At 61.4% G+C, this 16552-nt stretch carries 26 protein-coding genes; 8 read left to right on the forward strand and 18 right to left on the reverse strand.

Translation table 11 applies throughout. The annotated features are described in order from the left end of the window. Positions 1-27: 27 nt before the first annotated feature. The 10 genes from NH8B_RS02725 to NH8B_RS20125 form a co-directional block, all read right to left on the reverse strand. Entirely contained in the window at positions 28-246 is a 219-nt protein-coding gene (locus tag NH8B_RS02725) for a hypothetical protein (RefSeq protein ID WP_041702800.1), read from the reverse strand. An 85-nt stretch (positions 247-331) separates the two neighbouring features. Further along, positions 332-940 carry a phage baseplate assembly protein V gene (locus NH8B_RS02730; RefSeq protein ID WP_014085915.1) on the reverse strand — a complete coding sequence of 203 codons (609 nt, stop codon included), beginning with the start codon at positions 938-940 and terminating at the stop codon, positions 332-334. Next, positions 909-2498: a phage portal protein gene (locus NH8B_RS02735; RefSeq protein WP_014085916.1), complete on the reverse strand. Its 1590-nt coding sequence runs from the start codon at positions 2496-2498 to the stop codon at positions 909-911. The genes NH8B_RS02730 and NH8B_RS02735 overlap by 32 nt, the downstream gene beginning before the upstream one ends. A 7-nt stretch (positions 2499-2505) precedes the next feature. Next, positions 2506-2733: a gpW family head-tail joining protein gene (gene gpW / locus NH8B_RS02740; protein WP_014085917.1), complete on the reverse strand. Its 228-nt coding sequence runs from the start codon at positions 2731-2733 to the stop codon at positions 2506-2508. Next, positions 2734-2964, reverse strand: coding sequence for a hypothetical protein (locus NH8B_RS02745; RefSeq protein WP_148282930.1), 231 nt, complete (start codon positions 2962-2964; stop codon positions 2734-2736). It abuts the gene before it with no gap. 17 nt (positions 2965-2981) lie between these two features. Continuing rightward, complete coding sequence (locus NH8B_RS02750; protein ID WP_014085919.1) at positions 2982-4964, reverse strand: phage terminase large subunit family protein; 1983 nt, start codon at positions 4962-4964, stop codon at positions 2982-2984. Next, positions 4933-5448 (reverse strand): terminase small subunit, encoded by a 516-nt coding sequence (locus NH8B_RS20120; protein WP_014085920.1) that lies wholly within the window; start codon positions 5446-5448, stop codon positions 4933-4935. The genes NH8B_RS02750 and NH8B_RS20120 overlap by 32 nt, the downstream gene beginning before the upstream one ends. A gap of 211 nt (positions 5449-5659) precedes the next feature. Further along, the gene (locus NH8B_RS02760) at positions 5660-6400 is read right to left on the reverse strand and encodes a hypothetical protein (protein WP_014085921.1); all 741 of its coding nucleotides are present in this window, start codon (positions 6398-6400) and stop codon (positions 5660-5662) included. Positions 6401-6555: 155 nt separating this feature from the next. Then, entirely contained in the window at positions 6556-6981 is a 426-nt protein-coding gene (locus tag NH8B_RS02765; RefSeq protein WP_014085922.1) for a hypothetical protein, read from the reverse strand. Between the two features lie 401 nt (positions 6982-7382). Next, the gene (locus NH8B_RS20125) at positions 7383-10070 is read right to left on the reverse strand and encodes a DUF5906 domain-containing protein (protein ID WP_014085923.1); all 2688 of its coding nucleotides are present in this window, start codon (positions 10068-10070) and stop codon (positions 7383-7385) included. Between the two features lie 55 nt (positions 10071-10125). On the opposite strand from NH8B_RS20125, the gene NH8B_RS02775 reads away from it, so the two are divergent. After that, positions 10126-10377: a hypothetical protein gene (locus NH8B_RS02775; protein WP_014085924.1), complete on the forward strand. Its 252-nt coding sequence runs from the start codon at positions 10126-10128 to the stop codon at positions 10375-10377. Here the strand turns inward: NH8B_RS02775 and NH8B_RS20695 are convergent. The 5 genes from NH8B_RS20695 to NH8B_RS02795 form a co-directional block, all read right to left on the reverse strand. Continuing rightward, positions 10358-10546: a hypothetical protein gene (locus tag NH8B_RS20695; protein WP_148282931.1), complete on the reverse strand. Its 189-nt coding sequence runs from the start codon at positions 10544-10546 to the stop codon at positions 10358-10360. The genes NH8B_RS02775 and NH8B_RS20695 overlap by 20 nt on opposite strands. Further along, complete coding sequence (locus NH8B_RS02780) at positions 10543-10773, reverse strand: DUF7696 family protein (protein WP_014085925.1); 231 nt, start codon at positions 10771-10773, stop codon at positions 10543-10545. Before NH8B_RS02780 ends, NH8B_RS20695 begins: the two co-directional genes overlap by 4 nt. Continuing rightward, the gene (locus NH8B_RS02785; RefSeq protein WP_014085926.1) at positions 10770-10967 is read right to left on the reverse strand and encodes a hypothetical protein; all 198 of its coding nucleotides are present in this window, start codon (positions 10965-10967) and stop codon (positions 10770-10772) included. The genes NH8B_RS02780 and NH8B_RS02785 overlap by 4 nt, the downstream gene beginning before the upstream one ends. Before the next feature lie 139 nt (positions 10968-11106). Further along, positions 11107-11568 (reverse strand): phage regulatory CII family protein, encoded by a 462-nt coding sequence (locus NH8B_RS02790; protein WP_014085927.1) that lies wholly within the window; start codon positions 11566-11568, stop codon positions 11107-11109. 117 nt (positions 11569-11685) lie between these two features. Then, positions 11686-11940, reverse strand: coding sequence for a helix-turn-helix domain-containing protein (locus NH8B_RS02795; RefSeq protein WP_041702803.1), 255 nt, complete (start codon positions 11938-11940; stop codon positions 11686-11688). 119 nt (positions 11941-12059) lie between these two features. Between NH8B_RS02795 and NH8B_RS02800 the strand changes: the two genes are divergently transcribed. Continuing rightward, the gene (locus tag NH8B_RS02800) at positions 12060-12737 is read left to right on the forward strand and encodes an XRE family transcriptional regulator (RefSeq protein WP_014085929.1); all 678 of its coding nucleotides are present in this window, start codon (positions 12060-12062) and stop codon (positions 12735-12737) included. A gap of 46 nt (positions 12738-12783) precedes the next feature. Here NH8B_RS02800 and NH8B_RS20130 read toward each other — a convergent pair whose 3' ends face one another. Both NH8B_RS20130 and NH8B_RS20325 read right to left on the reverse strand, forming a co-directional pair. Beyond that, the gene (locus tag NH8B_RS20130; protein ID WP_014085930.1) at positions 12784-13551 is read right to left on the reverse strand and encodes a BRO-N domain-containing protein; all 768 of its coding nucleotides are present in this window, start codon (positions 13549-13551) and stop codon (positions 12784-12786) included. After that, positions 13532-13708, reverse strand: coding sequence for an Arc family DNA-binding protein (locus NH8B_RS20325; RefSeq protein WP_014085931.1), 177 nt, complete (start codon positions 13706-13708; stop codon positions 13532-13534). The genes NH8B_RS20130 and NH8B_RS20325 overlap by 20 nt, the downstream gene beginning before the upstream one ends. A gap of 106 nt (positions 13709-13814) precedes the next feature. Between NH8B_RS20325 and NH8B_RS20135 the strand changes: the two genes are divergently transcribed. Both NH8B_RS20135 and NH8B_RS02815 read left to right on the forward strand, forming a co-directional pair. Further along, the gene (locus tag NH8B_RS20135; protein ID WP_014085932.1) at positions 13815-14186 is read left to right on the forward strand and encodes an Arc family DNA-binding protein; all 372 of its coding nucleotides are present in this window, start codon (positions 13815-13817) and stop codon (positions 14184-14186) included. A gap of 12 nt (positions 14187-14198) precedes the next feature. Further along, the gene (locus NH8B_RS02815; protein WP_014085933.1) at positions 14199-14678 is read left to right on the forward strand and encodes a hypothetical protein; all 480 of its coding nucleotides are present in this window, start codon (positions 14199-14201) and stop codon (positions 14676-14678) included. A 1-nt stretch (position 14679) separates the two neighbouring features. Here NH8B_RS02815 and NH8B_RS02820 read toward each other — a convergent pair whose 3' ends face one another. Beyond that, the gene (locus tag NH8B_RS02820) at positions 14680-15246 is read right to left on the reverse strand and encodes a hypothetical protein (RefSeq protein WP_014085934.1); all 567 of its coding nucleotides are present in this window, start codon (positions 15244-15246) and stop codon (positions 14680-14682) included. A 163-nt stretch (positions 15247-15409) separates the two neighbouring features. Between NH8B_RS02820 and NH8B_RS21270 the strand changes: the two genes are divergently transcribed. From NH8B_RS21270 to NH8B_RS02830, 4 genes are all read left to right on the forward strand, one after another. After that, positions 15410-15535 (forward strand): hypothetical protein, encoded by a 126-nt coding sequence (locus tag NH8B_RS21270; protein WP_014085935.1) that lies wholly within the window; start codon positions 15410-15412, stop codon positions 15533-15535. Position 15536: 1 nt separating this feature from the next. Then, positions 15537-15701 carry a hypothetical protein gene (locus tag NH8B_RS21075; protein ID WP_014085936.1) on the forward strand — a complete coding sequence of 55 codons (165 nt, stop codon included), beginning with the start codon at positions 15537-15539 and terminating at the stop codon, positions 15699-15701. Then, positions 15698-16051, forward strand: coding sequence for a hypothetical protein (locus NH8B_RS02825; protein ID WP_014085937.1), 354 nt, complete (start codon positions 15698-15700; stop codon positions 16049-16051). Before NH8B_RS21075 ends, NH8B_RS02825 begins: the two co-directional genes overlap by 4 nt. 127 nt (positions 16052-16178) lie before the next feature. Then, complete coding sequence (locus tag NH8B_RS02830) at positions 16179-16484, forward strand: hypothetical protein (RefSeq protein ID WP_014085938.1); 306 nt, start codon at positions 16179-16181, stop codon at positions 16482-16484. The last annotated feature ends 68 nt before the right edge of the window (positions 16485-16552 follow it).

The following is a 16552-nucleotide window of genomic DNA, read 5'->3' on the forward strand; positions in this document are numbered from 1 at the left end:
GGCGTAAAAAAACCGCCGAGAGGCGGTTTATTCGAAGGTGGACCAGTCCGTTGCGGCCCGGTCTTCCGGGGTCGGCCGGTAAGGCGGGCGCCCGTCTTGCAGGGGGTGGACCACCTCGCCGTGAAGCTGAACGGTGTCATCCACCCGGACACCCACATCGAAGCAGAGCACCTTGCTGGTTGGCCAGGAGAGGCGGCCGAACAGCCGGCCTGGCTGGACTTGTTGCAGTACGTCGTTCAGTTCCATATCGACTTTCACAGGTCATAACGACAAGAAAATATCAAAATCGATTCCCGTTTCAAGAGCTGACAAGTACGATTCGGCCAGTTTTTTAACTTGGCGCGTCGGTCTCGCTGCCGGCGCCGTTTTCACGGTGCTTGTGGCCGAGGAAGCTCTTGCCCTGGGCAATGAAGTCCTGCAGGGTTTTCACCAGCCCTTGGAACACCGCTTCGCCGCCCATGCCGCCACCCTGGCTGATGCCGCCGCCGATCTCGAGGTTCTGCGTCACCTTGACCAGAGGAGCATCGAGGGTGATCTCGGTGGCGGCCTTGACGTTGGCCGAAGCCGCCGTCTCGACGGTGATGTCGCTGGTGGTCTTGATGCGGAGCTTGCCGGTATCGCGATCGAACTCGAACTCGCTGCCGTCAGCCATCTTCCAGTACCACAGCGCAGCGTTGCCGGTGGCCGGTGTGTCGGCATCGCTGTAGACCTCACCCAGCACCACGCCGTCCTCCGCGTTTTCATCGACCACGCAGGCGACCATCGCGCCGACGTCCGGCGCGTGGTGCGCCTTGTCGCGGTGCGCTCGTGCCACCACGACCTTGAGCGGCTTGCTGACCATGCCGTCGAGATCGGGGAAGCGCACGCAGACGTGGCCGGCGTCGACGACCTCGACCACGTCGCCGAACTTAAGCAGCGCCGCTTGCGTCTTGTCCGTCATCGTTGGCGCCTTTCACGTTCTGGTTTTCGACGAAGGTGATTGGCGCGACCTTGGCCAGCGTGGCGGGGTCGATCCCCAGTTCGCGCATGCGCTGTTGTTCTCGCGCTCGCTGCTCGAGCACCTCTTCCCAGTCCAGCCCCTGTTCGGCACATTCTGCTTCTAGTGTGCTGATGCCGGCGTTCATCCGGATTTGTGCGGCTTGGGCTTCCTTGACCGGGTCAACCCAGCCACGGCCGGGGCCGATCCATTTGGCCCGGCAGTAGGCGGCGCGGTTCTGGTAGAAGTCCGGCGCCTCGATCAGCCCCTTGTTGACGGCTTCTTCCAGCCACAGCTCATAGCAGGGCTGCGCCCAGTAGGTGGCCAGTTTCTCGCGCCGGCTGCGGAACATGCGCCAGGCTTCCAGCAAGGCGGCGCGCGCGCTGCTGTAGTTGGTCTTGCTGAAATCCTTCAGCAGCAGCTCGTACGGCAGGCCCAGCGCAGCGGCGATGTGGCGCATCACTGCGACGGTGAATGCCTCGAACTGAGCCGCCGGGCGGGCAGGCATGAACGGCGCCATCTTCTCGCCGGGGTAGAGCGGGATGATGGAGCCGGACTTGAGCTTGGGTCGGCCACGGTTTCGCCTCTTGACCTCGGCGTCGGCTTTCTCCGGGGTCCCGCCGAGCAGCTCGAGCAGCGCCTCACTGTCCATCTCGGTTTCGATGAACGCGGCCATCATGGCGTTGATCACCGCCGCGTCAAGCTCAGCACCGGCATACTTGTCCAGCATCTTGAATTGCTGGATCACAGCCGACATGATCGGTTTGCCGCGGCTCTGGCCGGTGCGTTCCTTGTCGTGCAGGTGCACCACCCGCAAGCGGCCCCATACGGTGCGGGCCGGGACGCGCTCCCATTCGCCAGCCACCGAAGCCACGCCCATCAGGTAGTCGCCTGGATGGGTCTTGCGAATGTTGTAGGCAAGTGGTTCGCCGTAGCCGTTGAACTCGATGCCGCCACGGAGGGTCCTGCTGTCGGCCTGGTTGTTTGGGTTGCTCAGCCGGTCGGATTCGACCACCTGAAAGCAGGTTTTGAATCGGGCGCCCGGGCGGCCAAGCCACAAGGGCAAGGCCAGCGAGTCACCATCGCTGATCTGGCTTCGGAACATCAGCTCCGTCATGCCGGCAAAGTTCAGCGTGCGAGCGACGTCGCAGTCGGTGCTCGAGGCAAATTCACGCCACAGCCGCTCGGTGTTGCGCTGCCACTGCATCGCCCACTCGGCCGTCCTGCCCAGCGCGCGGTAATCCGGCGTGGCCGAGAGCCGCAGCCCGACGCCCACGACGTTGTCGACCAGTGTTTGTATGCCGCTGGTCGCAATGCCGTTGTTGCGGGTCAAGTCGCGGCTGCGCGCCACCAGCGTGCCGAGCTCCGGCAGCAGGTCGGCGTCGGCGCTCGCCGCTACCGGTAACCAGCTGGCGAGCTGCGGGCTGGTGAGCGAGGCGCCCTGGTGGGACACCGCGCTGAGTTCGAGGCCCGGGCGATGCTGTCGGCGAGCCGCCCTGAGTTGTTGTTTGCGGCTGGCCATGGCGTCCTCAGAAGTACGGATTCAAGGCGGTGCGGGTCGGCCGTGCCCCTTCGGCCCGGGCGACCTCGGCCTTCAGGTCGGCGATGTAGCGACGCAGATCGCCAATGTTGGCCCGGGTGTAGGTGATGTCGGTTCCACCGCGGCTGATGCGTTCGCGCTTGGAGCCGATCTGCAGCTGGTGCAGGGCTTCCTCGGCTTCGGCCAGGCGCTGGCGGAGGGTGGTGAGGTCGGTCATTTACGGGCCTCCTGTCCGGCGATATTCCACGCACACAGATGACGTTTCCGGTATCAAGGTGGTGCTGTTGCCTGTGCTAACTGGCATCAGGATTGTTTCCAACTTTTCACGGGTGCATACCCAGTCCGATTTCTTAAGCTGGAAGTGCGGGCTCTGAGCGTCCTGCCATACCGCCACGCCCGCTATCAACATCAACACAGCAATAACGAGCAAAACGAGCTTCTCGATCATGTACAAAATACCGCCTCCTAGTCATCCATCATCGATACGGCTTCGAGCGGCTCGAAGTCGTCGTCATCTGCCTCGGCTACGGGCTCAGGGGTGGCTGGCTCCGGAGACGGCGCCGGCTCCTCGAAGAGCGGCTGCTGGCGCAGCTGCTGATCTAGGCGGGTCCAGTCCGCATCGGACATCAAGTGCACCTTGACGGCGCGGGCGGCGTGCAACGCATAGTTCTCGGTGTCGAGCGCCTCGTTTCGCTTGCCGGGCACCTTCTGCCAGACCAGCTCGTCGCTGTAGCTGCCATCCTTGCGCTTGGGCACCTTGCGCTCGGATAGCAACTGCTCGCAGTAGTCCTCGCGGACATGGCGCGAGAAGTGGAAGCGGCCGGGGCCGTAGCCCTCCAGCGATAGGCGACCCTGGGCGCCGATCAGCAGATCCTTGGCCTTGCTGACGCCGACCATGAACACCCGAAGGCCGTACTTGCTGGCCTTGCTGTTGCGGTAGTCGGTGTCGAGCGAGGGCTTTGGCTTGCTGAAGATTTCCACGCCCGGCGTGCGGTGGCCCTTGACGGCCATGATCGTCACATCAGGATGCTGGCGGCGCCGGCTGCGCACCCAGCTATATACGGCGTCGGACGTGTTGCCGTCGCCGGAGTCGATCGACACGGCCGAGAGCTTCACGTAGAAGCCGTCGGCGTGGCGGATCGGGGTGAACAGCAGCTTGTCGAGCTTGTCCCACACGCCGTCGATGCGGTTTCCGTTGTCGTCGCGTGGCTCGATGTCGAGCGGGTTGCCGGCGATCTCGGTGAACTGTACCTGCCAGCTTTCCTCGCCCCGTCCCCAGGCGCGCAGCGTGACGGCGAGGCGGCCGCCTTGGGCGGTCTGCACGTCAACGCCGGCGGTCACGATCAGGCCGCCGCGCTGGATGGTCATCGGCGCGTAGTCCAGGCCGCGCTCTTTCAGCTCGTCCGGTTTGGTCTGGCCGTCCTTGAACTCCCAGCCTTCGCCGAGCGTCGCGTTGTAGAACACGATCATCTCGCTGACATCGCCCGTCTTGAGCTTGTTGTTGGCCTTGATGAACTTTTCGACCAGCGCCGACAGGCGGCTGGCGTGCATCTGGCTGTATAGCTCGTTCAGCGCGAGGCCGACGATGCCACGGAACGGCGCTGTCGCCACCGGCTTGCCGGCGCGAATGGCAGCGTTTTTCTGAATGTCGTTCCAGAGGCTGCCGCAGTGCTCGCAGCAGTAGCGGGCTGTTTCCGGCAGATGGTGGCCGTAGATCGCGTCGTGCCGGGTGTCATCCTTGCTCCAGGTGACTTGCTCCCAGCGCAGCGGCTGGAACTCGCCACAATCCGGGCAGGGCACGTGCCAATAGCACTTGTTGCTCTGCTCGAACTCATCCTCGATCGACGAGGCGCCCTTGATCGACGGTGTGCCGCCGATCAGCATCTTGGCGTCGCGGTAAGTCTTGAGGCGTTCTTCCACCAGCTTGATGGAGTCGCCCTGCGACTTGAGGTTGGTGTTGCAGTCGTCAGGCTCTTCGACAACGCCGTAGCGGGCCGAGGTGGATTTGACGTCAGCGATCGAGTTGGATCCGACGAACTTTACGAAGCCACCAATGAAGTTCTTGAAGAGCTGGGTGACGTTCTTGGAGCGGCTCTTGGTCGGGATGATCTCGGCCAGCTCGGCCGTGCCCTCGACCATGGGCTCGAACTTCTCCAAGTTGAATGCCGTCGCCGCCCCTTCCTTGGGGAACATGACGATAGCCGTGCCCTTGCGGATGTGGATCAGCCATCCGAGGAAATTCAGGATGACGGCTTGGGTCCAGCCCACCTGGGCGGACTTGATGCAGACGCCGCGTATCACGTCTCGCCGCATCAGCTCGGACAGGAACCATTCGAAGTACGGGTTCAGGTAAAACGAAAACCGGCCGATGACGGCCGATTCCTTGGCGCTCATGCGCCGGTATTTCTTGGCCCACTCAGCGGGGTTGATCTTGGGCGGCGGAAGCATCAGCTTCCGTAGCAGGGCCATTATCAGGGCGGTCGCGGAATTCATAGCTCCCCAGCAGCTGGCGTATCTCGTCGACGGCGTCCTCGAGCACCGCATGCTGCGCGTCGAGCGAGCCGGCGGCCTCAATGATCGGGGCGTATTTGTCCGGGATGCCTGTGATCAGGGCGACGGCGTCGGAGATGAACTGGCCTAGCGCGGGGGCTATCTCAGCGGATGGGATCAGCTCGCGGGCATCGACAGCCATCTGCCGTTCGATCTGGTCACCGCGCAGGCGGTCTAGCCGGTCTTTCTGGCTTTCCTTCTCGGCGCCGTTGACCTCGCGGGCGATGCGCCAGGCAATCACCGCGGCGGTGTCGTACTGGTTCGACGAGCCGCGACCGGACGCCAGCACCATCGGCATGCCTTCGCGCTGCCATTCGGTCAGCGTGCGCTCGGAAACACCTATGATCTGCGCGAGGTCGCGCTTGTTGACGATTTTCCCCATGGTAGGCGTCCTGTCAGTTGGCCTGACCGGCCGATTTCATGGCTTGCAAGTTATTGATATTAAATGCGATTTCGGATTTAAAAAGGAAGGAAGGCCAAGGCAACCCCACAACTAGAGACAGAACGCGGCTCGAATTACCCGCAACGGGGAAGGCCCCTGGAAGGACCCGCCATGCCGGGCCCGCCCGGCCACGCACCGGGCTGGTGCGTCGTCAGGGCTTGGCTGTGGCCATCGCCTCGCGCAGTGCCTTCTCGAACTCGGCGGGGGCGTGCGCGTGGTAGATGTTGGCGGCGATCTTGTCGAAGGGGAAGCGCACCCGGTACGCGGGCGCCTCGTTGTGTATCCACATCAACGGCTTCAACCCAGTGCCATGACCCATGGCCACGCGCTGCCACACACCCAGCGGCTCACCCTCCGGCGCACCGACGAAGATATCGAAGTTGCGGGCCTTGCGCTGGCTGCGCTTCCCTTTTGATCGGTTGGCCACATAGCCCTGTTCGCCGAACGCTTTCAGCGCTGACATCATCTTGACGATGAAGCCACGCCCAACGTTGCCGTATCCATCCATCTGGGCGCCCGGGCCGGGCGTCCAATAACGCCCAAGCCCAACGATCGATAGTGCGCGCTCACTGCGTTTCTGCCGGCGCTCGCCGCCATCGATCTCGGACCGTAGCCAGTTGGCGGCCGGCGCAGCCTTGAAGGCCTCGTCTTTGATGTTGACCTCGGCGACCAGCTTCGACTTGCTCGCCCGTCGAACATACAGGCTGTCGAGCGTATAGCTTGTCGGCCGGTCGAAGCGCTGACGCATCACCTCGCGCTCGCCGCGCCGGATCAGTTCAGCCACAGCGTTCAAACCCATGGCGGTCGCAAACGGCAATTGCCGACGCTCCACCTCGCCCAGCCTGTCGAGGATACGGTGCAACGTTTCCATGCCTTTCATTTCAACGCGCATGGCAGACCCTCGAAATGGGACCGCCCCGGCGACCGAAGTCAGACCGGGGCGGGGAGGCGAACGGGCAACAAAAAACCCGAGGGGTTAACCTCGGGTTTTCTCTCGACGCAACTAAAGCGATTTTGCCAGAAATTTACAGACCAGTTCGGCGGCTGTCAATACCCCATATCGTTTGACGCTGCCATATTTTTCCCGGCATTCATCATCACGGCCGAGCGGGAAACCAGACTACGCATCCCCAGTGCGGCGGCAATCTCGACATGGGCATTGTGTACCCAGGCGCTCAGCGACGACTTCGAGCAGCCCACGTCCTGCGCCTTCTGGGCGTACGTGCCGCGCCCCCTGTACACCGTATCGACCACCCGCCGCGACCGGGGCGAAATCTCCCGGCGCACCGCACGCTCCACCGACATCAAATCCGCCTCGGCAATCTGCGCATGCTGCGCCGCCTCGGGATACTCGCAGCAGGCGGCAGCCATCGCCCTATTCAGGGACGAACCCCGCCAACCCGTGCCGCCGTCCTCACTGCGTGCCAACCAATACGACCACTGGCCCAACAACTCGTCGATCTCTTTAATCACAGCTTCGCCTCCGTGAATCCCCTTGGAGGCCTCCTAGCCCAGTCATGCCGAGCTTTGTTTTATGAATCAGTATTTTACCTCACCAGCCAAACCGCTCAAGCCATGATGAAAAAATAGATGTGAAGGCCAAACCTGAAAATGTGAATACCCTGTGAAGGGTATAAACCTAATAACGACGGGCTTTTGTGAAGGATGTTAAGCATGTGAAGAGGTTTTTCCTCCTGCGCGTGGCGCAAATAAACACACCGCCTAACATTCAACTGAAAAGGGACCGGGAAAAAATAAAGGCCACGCACACACGCGTAGCCTCGATAAACCCTTAACATCCTTCACAAACGCCCGTCGTTATTGGGTTTCGCACCCCTCACACGGTATTAACAGAGCCTCAACACCCTTCACAATCAGAGGTCTCCCCGGAGCGTCACGCCGTACTCACGCGCCGCCTGCTTGAACAGACTGATATGTTTGCCCAAATAGTCTTGTTCGGCAACCCCCGAATCCTCGCGCCCCACCTTGAACACCGTATTCTGCGCCGGCTTGGGCATGCCAGACCACCGCCACCACGCCACTTTCTTGGTCAGCTTGCGCATGTCGTAGACGCTCACATTGAGAGAGAACTTATTGAACGAGATGGTCGACGTCTCGCCATATTCATCGCACCACTTGCGGTAAACCGCGTACAGGTCTTCCGTCAGGCACGAAACAAACGGAATACCGCCGATCTCGCCAGCCTCCCACACAAACACGAACAGCTCCCAGCCCGACAAGCCGTAGCGGATCAGCCGTTTCTTTTCCTCGGTCATCAGCGGCTTGGTGTGCGGGTCGAACTTCACCGGCTCAGCCAGCCCCTCGGTCAATGTGAGCGGCAGCGCTTTCAGCAGCCCGAGGAACGCCTCGAGCCCGCCCTCCGAAATCTCACGGTCGACCGCGCTGTAAATCTCCTCCATGGCCGTTTCGATCGGCCAGATCACCTGAAAGCGCCGGTCATAGGCTTCGACATGGATAGGCTGGATCGCGTTGGACAAGAAAACGCAGTTGGCGCAGTTCGCTTCCTCCCAGGCGTTCATGAACTTCTTTTCGATGACTTGCGTCAACCCGGTGATCATATGCTTGACCTTGCCCGTCTGGCTGTATCGCTGCTTGCTCGAAATCACCTCCTCGAACAGCAAAAACAGCCTGGCCGACCGGCTTCCGGTGTACTGCGACTCGAGCTGATCCTGCCCGAGCGTGATCGAATAGCGACCGTACAAGGGTTTCACGCACCGCTCGAAGAACATCGACTTACCCGAGCCGTGCACCGAGCCGTGCACCAGCACGGCCGTATCCATCTTGGCGCCGACGTGCTGCAGCGGATAAGCAATCCAGTTCAGCAGCCACTCGAACACATCGTTTCTCGCATCGCACAGATGGTACGCCAGGGCAATGATGTTCTCGCATGGCTTGAACAGCGGCACCAGCTCCCACAGCTTGCGCGGCAATGTTTCCTGCGGCGCCGGAAACCAAGGCTTCATCTCCATGCCGGAGAACAGGTTGATGTACTTATCTGCCGGCAGCTCTGCGCCTGGGGCAAAGCGCACATTACTCAACGGCACGACCTTGCGTTCCGGCGAGTCGACCCACACGTCGAAATGGCTGCCCATCGCCAGCTTGGCCGCCCCTTGCGGAATCATCTCTTGCAGCTGCGCGTCCCAGATCGTAGTGCTTCCGTCCAGGTACACATAGCGCTTCATCATTTCCAGAAACTGGGTGTCGTCTTTCTTTTCCGCCTCCTCGCGAGCTTTCTTCGCCGCCGACACCTCGGCCTGAGTGATCAACAGCTTGTCGGGATTCTCCAGCCAGGCATCCACAGCTTTCTTGCCGAATTTCGCCCGCAGCGACGGCAGCGTGTATTCCGTGCCGAAACGCTTGTCGATGACTCGCGTCTTGCCTTCCACCAGTGCGAAGTGGCGGAACAACTGTTCGGCCATCATGGCGCCCAGCTTTTCCTTGTCGGCATCCACCCCCGCACCCCCTGTGTGCGTGGCTGTCGCCCCGTCCGGCGCGGCGGCCACATCGTCACCCTGAGTGGGCGCGGGAGAGAGCAGGGCACTGATGGCGGCCCTGATCTGCTCGCGCACGGCGTCGATACCCTCGGCGCAATGCAGATCGTTGAAGTCGGTCAGCTTCGGCAGCGACTCGTCGACATCGATGGCGCGGCGAGCCACGGTGAAGCGGGGCAGAACCAAGGCCGCATTGCCGACCTCCTGCACCACCTGGCGGGCTTTCTTCTCGCCGGCGTGATTCTCGTCGCCCTTCCTGGTCGGCATGTAATCGTCGTCGGCCAGGAACAGCATCGGGCTGCTGGGATACTTCGCCCGCAGGATGCGCGCCACCGGCAGCAGGTTGCCGCTATCCAGCGCCATATAGACCGGGTGCTCGTAGCCCACCCCCTCGCGCCCGGAGGCCGCGGTGGCGTAGCCTTCGGCCAACAGGATCAGGTCGCCATCCATCGGCTCGTCGCCAAGGCGACAGGCGGAACCCGGCTTCTCGAAACCCTTGTTGAACCGCTTGTCGCTGCCGTCGTCCAGCTTGGCCGGCGCGATCTTCTGTACGCCCACCATCCGGCCCTCGTCGTAGCGGATCAGCGGAATGATCAGCCAGTTTTCCCAACCCGGCTCTGCCATAAACCTGACCGATTCGGGCTTGGCAACCTGCTTGCGCGCCAGGTAGGGCGACTCCCCCGAGCGCACCGCCTTGCTCCACTGGTCTTTCGCCCGGTTGGCCGCCATTGCATAGGTCCGAGCCTGCCGCGCCTCCTGCTCACGCTGCTGCCGCGCCCATTCCGCCCGCGCCGCCTCACGCTCCTCGGGCGTCATGGTGTTGGCGAGTTCCTCCCGCTCGACTTTCCAGTGCTCGTCCTTGTGGCCGAACACACCGCTGACCCATACCGTGCCCGTCTTCGGAGAGACGTACTCGAACAGGCGATACCAGGCTTTCTTCTTGGGGCCATACGGATGCTTTTTCCCATCGGCCCGCAGCTCGGTGATGCCGATGTCCGGCATGTCCCGGTCGCGGAACTGATTGAGAACCCCTTCAAGCGTCGCCGCCATTTAGCCTCCACTGTTTTTCTGCTTTACACTTCGGGCATCACTCAGGAGTCATGCCATGGACAACAAAGAACTCGAATCGCGCTTGAATCAACTGACCGGCAACGTGATGGGCCTGCAAACCCTGCTACTGTCCGTCATTGCCACCAGCGGCAAGCGCGTGAACATCGCCAACCACTTCAAGGAAGAGGCGCTGCGCACCATGGCCACGCTCAACGCTGAATCCGGCCTGCCGGACGAGGTGCTGGGCAATCTGGAGCGCTGGTACGCCACCACGCTGGAAATGCTGATCAGCGATGAGGAGCTGTAACCGGTATACACAGGCGGTACCACGCCGCCTTTTTCGGCCCATACGGATGGGGCGATTTCTTCTCTGCCTCCACCACGGCGAAACGCCGGTCATGAGCATCAGCCCGAAACGGGTTGGCATCGCCGGTGCAGAAGGCGTACTGCAGGGTCAACAATTCGGCTGTCGTCATCGCTTCATCCTCTGGTTCCACTGCCGCGCCAGCGCGGCTTCCATTCGCTTCCGGGCGGCTTTCCCGCCCGACTCTTCAATCCGCTTGAGCGCGGCCCGGCGATCTCTCAGCGTCTCCATCCCGGCGATACGCCGCACTTCCCGCTGAAACGCCACATCCCACGCCTCGACATAACACGCCGGCCCGTCGAACACCTGACCGGCCAGCCCCGCCGTGCACCACGTCACCGGCGGAACGCCCCCGACAGCGCCTTGGCCGTCAGACGCTTGATCTTGCTGCGACGCATGCGCCGATACTCAGGGCTGTTCTTCCAGGCGCTGTCGCGCTCGGACTGTTCGGCCAACCTGGCTGCATCACGCTGGGCCACCGCCTCGCGGTGCGCCACTTCATCAAACGTCGGATCTCGGTAGGTCTGTACCATCGAGCTTATCCAGGTAATTCTTGATCTCTCTCAGCAGGGCCTTACCTGCCTGCTGCCGCTGATCGGGCGGCAACTTTCGCAACTGCCACGCCTGCACCTTCAACCGTTTCAGATGGAAGGGCCGGCGCGGCGTCATCGGTCAACCTTTCGCCAGTTCGTCGCCGTACACCCGGTACGACAGCGCCAGGTAGCGCACCACCTGCTCGCGCAACGCATGCGCCCTGGCATCGCAGCGGCCACGCTCACCGGCATCGATCACGCCATCGTTGGCAATCGACTTGGCCAGCTCGGCAAAGAGCTCCGACAGGCGCGCCGTGATCTCCTGGCACTCGGCCAGCAGATCGCCGTTATCCAGCTCGTCACCCAGCGGCGGCAACTGCAAGTAGACCCCACCCAGCTCGCGCGCCATGGCCGTGACGAAGTGCCTGCCGCCGGTCATGAGCTGGATCATCACCAGCTCTTCCGGCCGCAGCGTGGAGCCCTTGTAACCTGCCAGCTTGTGACGCAGCCCTTGAGCACTGCCGCACACATCGCGGCTCAGGCTCTCTTGCGTACCGGGCCACTGCTCGACATCGCTGCGGATCGCGTCATTCAGGCTCATCTCACACCTCACGGCAAAACTGTAGGTAATCGGCGGTTTACCGCCGCACCCCCGGCCACTAAGCTGGGGGTAAGAAAAAAAAGCGCCCGGCTCACCGAGCCAGGCAAACCACCGGCCTCAAGGGGTTGAAGTGCCGGCGGAGGAGGAAATCGGGGAGGCGCCACGCAGCACGGACCACTCCACATCGGGGCGCATCTGCTCGCAGCGGTACTTGCCGCTGGTCAGGCGCTCGAGAGTAGGGCAGTACTCAGCAGGAATCTGCTGCCGGTAAATCCAGTTGTTTACTGCGCGATCCGTAATGCCAAGCTCCTCAGCGACTCGCTTGGCGCCGCCACATTCCTTGATGAGTTGACGAATCAGGGTGTTTTTCATGCGCACAAGTAAAACACATTGCGTGTTTAGTTTGCAAGCCACAAAACACAAAAAGTGTCGCTTGATTTAACACATTCAGTGTTAATCTCGCCGAAAATTACACAGCTACGGGGAAGCACATGATCAAGATCGGAAAGCGCATCGCAGGGCTACGTGCCGAAAAAGGGTGGAGCCAGCGCGATCTGGCCAAGCGGTGCGGGTGGGAAACGCAAAGCCGCATTGGCAACTATGAGCAAGGAACGCGGGAGCCCTCGCTCCTCGACATCGACACCATTGCCAAGGCGCTAGGCATTACGGCAAGAGAATTGCTATTCGGCAGCGAGACCGAGCCGACCGACATCGGCCGTGTCACCGCATGGGCAGATGAAGCCGATCTGGACAAAGATAGCTATGTCATGGTCGACCGTTACGATCTCAAGCTATCGGCCGGCTGCGGCTCTATCGCCTGGGTGGTGCATGAGAAAGACCCGCTCGCCTTTCGCACTCGCTTCATCCAGGCGCGCCGGCTGGACCCACGCAATCTCAAGGCCATGTACGTCCGCGGCGACAGCATGGAGCCCTACCTGCAGGACGGTGACACGGTCATGATCGACATCGAGGACACCAAGGTCGTCGACGGCGAGGTCTATGCGGTGTGCTACGACGATGAGTGGTACATCAAGCGGCTATACAAGACACCCGGGGGCGGGCTGTTGCTCCATTCTGACAACAGCACCAAGCATCCGGACAAGCCGGTGACGCCAGAGCAGGCCGAGCTGGTGAGGGTTTTCGGCCGCGTCGTGTGGCGCGGCGGTTAAGCGCTCGCGAGGGCAATAGTAAAGGGGCCAACCGGCCCCTTTCTCTTTACCGCCTCACCATGGCCCGCGACAGCGGGATGGCGTCATCGTCCACATCCTCCGGCGGCCACGGCTCATCGGCTACCACCGGCTGAGACATCAACAACCCGCTAGGCTGCAACGCGCCCCATACCAGCGGTAGTTCACGCACATAGCTGTGCAAGGTTGCGACCTCGCCACCACGCCCGGCCAGAGGCCCGAGCGCATCGACGACCACCAGCGCGCTTTCGCGGATCTTGCGCAGGTGAAGCCGGAGATCCTCCAGCGCCTCTGCATCGACCGCTAGGTCACCCGGCGGCGTACGGTACGTCACCACCTGGCGAACCGCAGGCCGACTCTCATGCGTCGCCACCTCGCGGTCCAGCACATCGAGCACCCAGCGGCGGAAGGCCTTGGCCACCCGGGTGCGGGAGAGCATGGCCAGCAGGTGGGCGCCGCGCAGCGAGAAGATGCGCACAGGCTTATCAGATTCACCACCACCGAAGCCCTTGACCCTCAAATTGAGGATCAAGGTCATCGTATCGGTAAACTCCTCTTGGTTTCGGTCATAAATCTGGGTGACCTTATCAGCTCGCGAGTACCCGAGAGCGCGAGCAATGTCAGCCGCTTTGAGCCAAGGACGGCCGTCACGATCGACCACCTCGAACTGAGTATCTTGAAAAGCAAGCATGCTACAATTCACGCGGAACTCCTTTTTGTGATTGGTGTTTCGTTTTCCACGCCTTGGCAGTTGCCGCTGCCAGGGCGTTTCCATTTCAAGGGTGTTGCGCACCACTTGAGCGACTTCTCTCCATCGCCTCCCGGATAATCTCTACAAGCTCGGCGTTAACACTGCGATAGTGGGCGGCGGCCTGCGCCTTGAGCCAGTCGGCCATCGGCGTGGGAAGCCGGTACTGAGAACGGTAGACTTCGACGCCTTTTCCCGTTGCCATGCGCATCTCCTGAGTGGGTGACACTATATCCGTGTCATGCCAGCAGTATGTTATGACACCATTTTCGTGTCAAGACTTTTTGACACTAAAATGGTGTAATGTAGGCATGGAAGATGACCGCTACATACGAATCACGCTCCGCATTCCCAAAGAGCTTCACGCGCACCTCACGGAATCAGCGGAGACCACCAGCAAGTCAATGAACGCCGAAATCGTCGCCCGGTTGGAAGAGTCATTCCGCAGCGGCACCGACCATCAATTCGAGACGATCATCAAGCTCATGAGCAGGATCGAGCGTCTCAACCTGCAATTAGACGCGCTAGAAAACAAAACCCCAGACAAACTCGGAAGGGCCTACCCGCAAGAAAGCACTGATATCCGGCGCATCGTTGAGGCGATTGATGCCAAGCTGGACGCGAGAGAGGAAGCTCTCTTGGCCAAGATGGAGCAGATGGCCAAACGATCAGGCAAGGACTGAGAGAAGGCGGGCATGCCGGAAGAAATGGAATTGATCGCCAAAGCGATCGATAGCGATGTCTCACAGCGCCTTGGCGACGAGCTGCCGGCCGCCGAAGCACTCATCTTTGTTACTCGACTCTATCGGAGCACGGGGAAAAAAGACCTGGCGAAAACTATCGCCTACATGCGCCAGCATTCCGACATGACCCCCTACAGCGATGACGAACTTCAAGCCTGGGCCAAGGTACATCGCGTCGGCTGGTATCGTGAGATATCTGGTTTTGAGCAGCTGCTCGCCAACCTGAAAGCCATACCCCAGAATCGCCGAGCCAGCGTCAAGGCCACGGCATTGCGCATCGCGGCAGGGGCCGGGAGAAAGCCCCTGTCGCCAGGCATGGCCCAAGAGCTTGCCGCTCTGTTTCCGGCAGACCTGAGCGATCCAACCTTTGACCCGGAACAACTACACCGTGCCACCTGGGGAGGACTGAACCAGGAAGCCGAGTCTTACTAATTCATGCCTTTGGTGCGGGTCTGGCCTTGGGCTCAATAATGATCATCATCGTCTTAGACCCAAGCCATGCCTCAAACCGCACGCGCTTATCGCCGTGCTCGGAGTACATCACCATTTCTTTTGGCGGCTTTTTCTTTTTCCCTTCATTAACCGCCTCATCAATCACATTCTTGAACCACACGCTCGGACGCGTCCCTCCCGCCTCCATCTCGGGGCAGGCAACAGCAAGAGTCGACACGACCGCGCCGATGCGCAACAGCATGGTTGTTTGCTCTGCATTGGCATAACTACTGACGATCTGGACTTCGGATAGGTTACTCGGCGCCCCGATCATATCAATGCTTACATCTGCCTTGAACGAAAGCAGGCGGCGCGGAGTTCCATCCGTCAGCAAGCCCGACTTGGCTGTGACGACTCCGGCCTGCAAAGCAGCCTCGATGTCTGGGGCTTTGACCTGGAGCGTCGGGCCCGATGGCTGCCACTGCACCGCCGCCCTAATTTCTGGCGGCACATCCTCTCTACACCCCGTCAATCCCAATGCGGTACACAGCAGCAAAACCTTTCTCATGACCTAACCCCCTGTTATGACAATGATATTTAACCACGGCCGCTGAGAACTGTCGCCTGAACGCGACAGGGGAAAACACAGTGCAAACACAATAAGTGTTGACTTGATGTACACAATTAGTGTTCAATGCAATCACACAAAACGTGTTTAAAGAGAGCCAGCCATGTCCATGTCCATCCTCGTTCTGACCGATGACTACGCCCGCCAGCTCAAAGCCGACGGCTGGATTATCAAGTCGCCCGATTTCATCAACGGCCAGCCCGTCTTTCGCGCCATCAAGCGGGGCTGACATGGCTTTCCACCCACAACCCGATTACCTCGAGCGGCGCGCCATCCAGCGCAGCAAGGAACTGGCGGGGCAACTGAGACGGGCGATCACCCCCGCCGACCGCCGCCGCACCCAAGCCCGCCGCGAGATTGAATTCCGACGCGAACAGAGAGAAGCACAGCAATGAACGCCCCCGATATCAACACCATCCGCCAGCACCCGGCATACCGCGCCATCGCGGACATCGCCGACCTGCTGACCGAGCTGAGCGAAGCCAAGCGAAATCTGGCCCAGCTCGAAGCCAAGGCGCGGAAGCAAATCCCGGTCTGCCTGGCGGCCTACTTCAAAGAGGCCGGCGACGCTGCCGAGGACCGCATCAACCTCGGCAACGGCCAGGAACTGGCCATCGCCGAAGAATGGTGGGACCACAGCAACCCGCTCGGCGCGGTGCGCCTGTACGAGGCAACGCGGACGCTGGAAGAGATCACCGTCGACGCCATCGCCATCACCGTCGACACCGAAACCCCCCAAGCCTGAAAGGACCCCGACCCATGTGGAAAGAAATCGCCTCCGACTACCTGCGCAGCCTCGTCATCGGCGCGGGCTTCGTCACCGGCGGCGCCGCCGTCATCGGCCTGCTGCACGGACTGAGCGAGGTGCTGGCATGAAAACCCTGTTGATTATCGGAGCCAAGGGCAGCGGCAAATCCAGCGCCGCCCAGGTAGCGGCACAGATCGCCATGCAGCACCACGGTGCCGACTCGGTGCTTCACGAGCTGGACGACAACACGACACGCTCGACCCAATTCACACGCGAAGCCATCCGCATCGTCGTCAAGACCACCCCGAGCCGCGGCAAGGTGCCCGCCACCCGCGTGCTCAACATGGATCACTTCGCCCGCCACCCGCGCGGCCGGGCCGTGACCTTCGCCATCCGTGAGGCGGTAGACGCCTGCCTCGCAGCGCACTGACCCAGCACCGGCCCAATCGGGCCGGCTTCCTCAAGCCGCTGCGCCGCGGCGGCTTCGGGAAGTTCTCA

Source organism: Pseudogulbenkiania sp. NH8B (genome assembly GCF_000283535.1).
Taxonomy (GTDB): domain Bacteria; phylum Pseudomonadota; class Gammaproteobacteria; order Burkholderiales; family Chromobacteriaceae; genus Pseudogulbenkiania; species Pseudogulbenkiania ferrooxidans.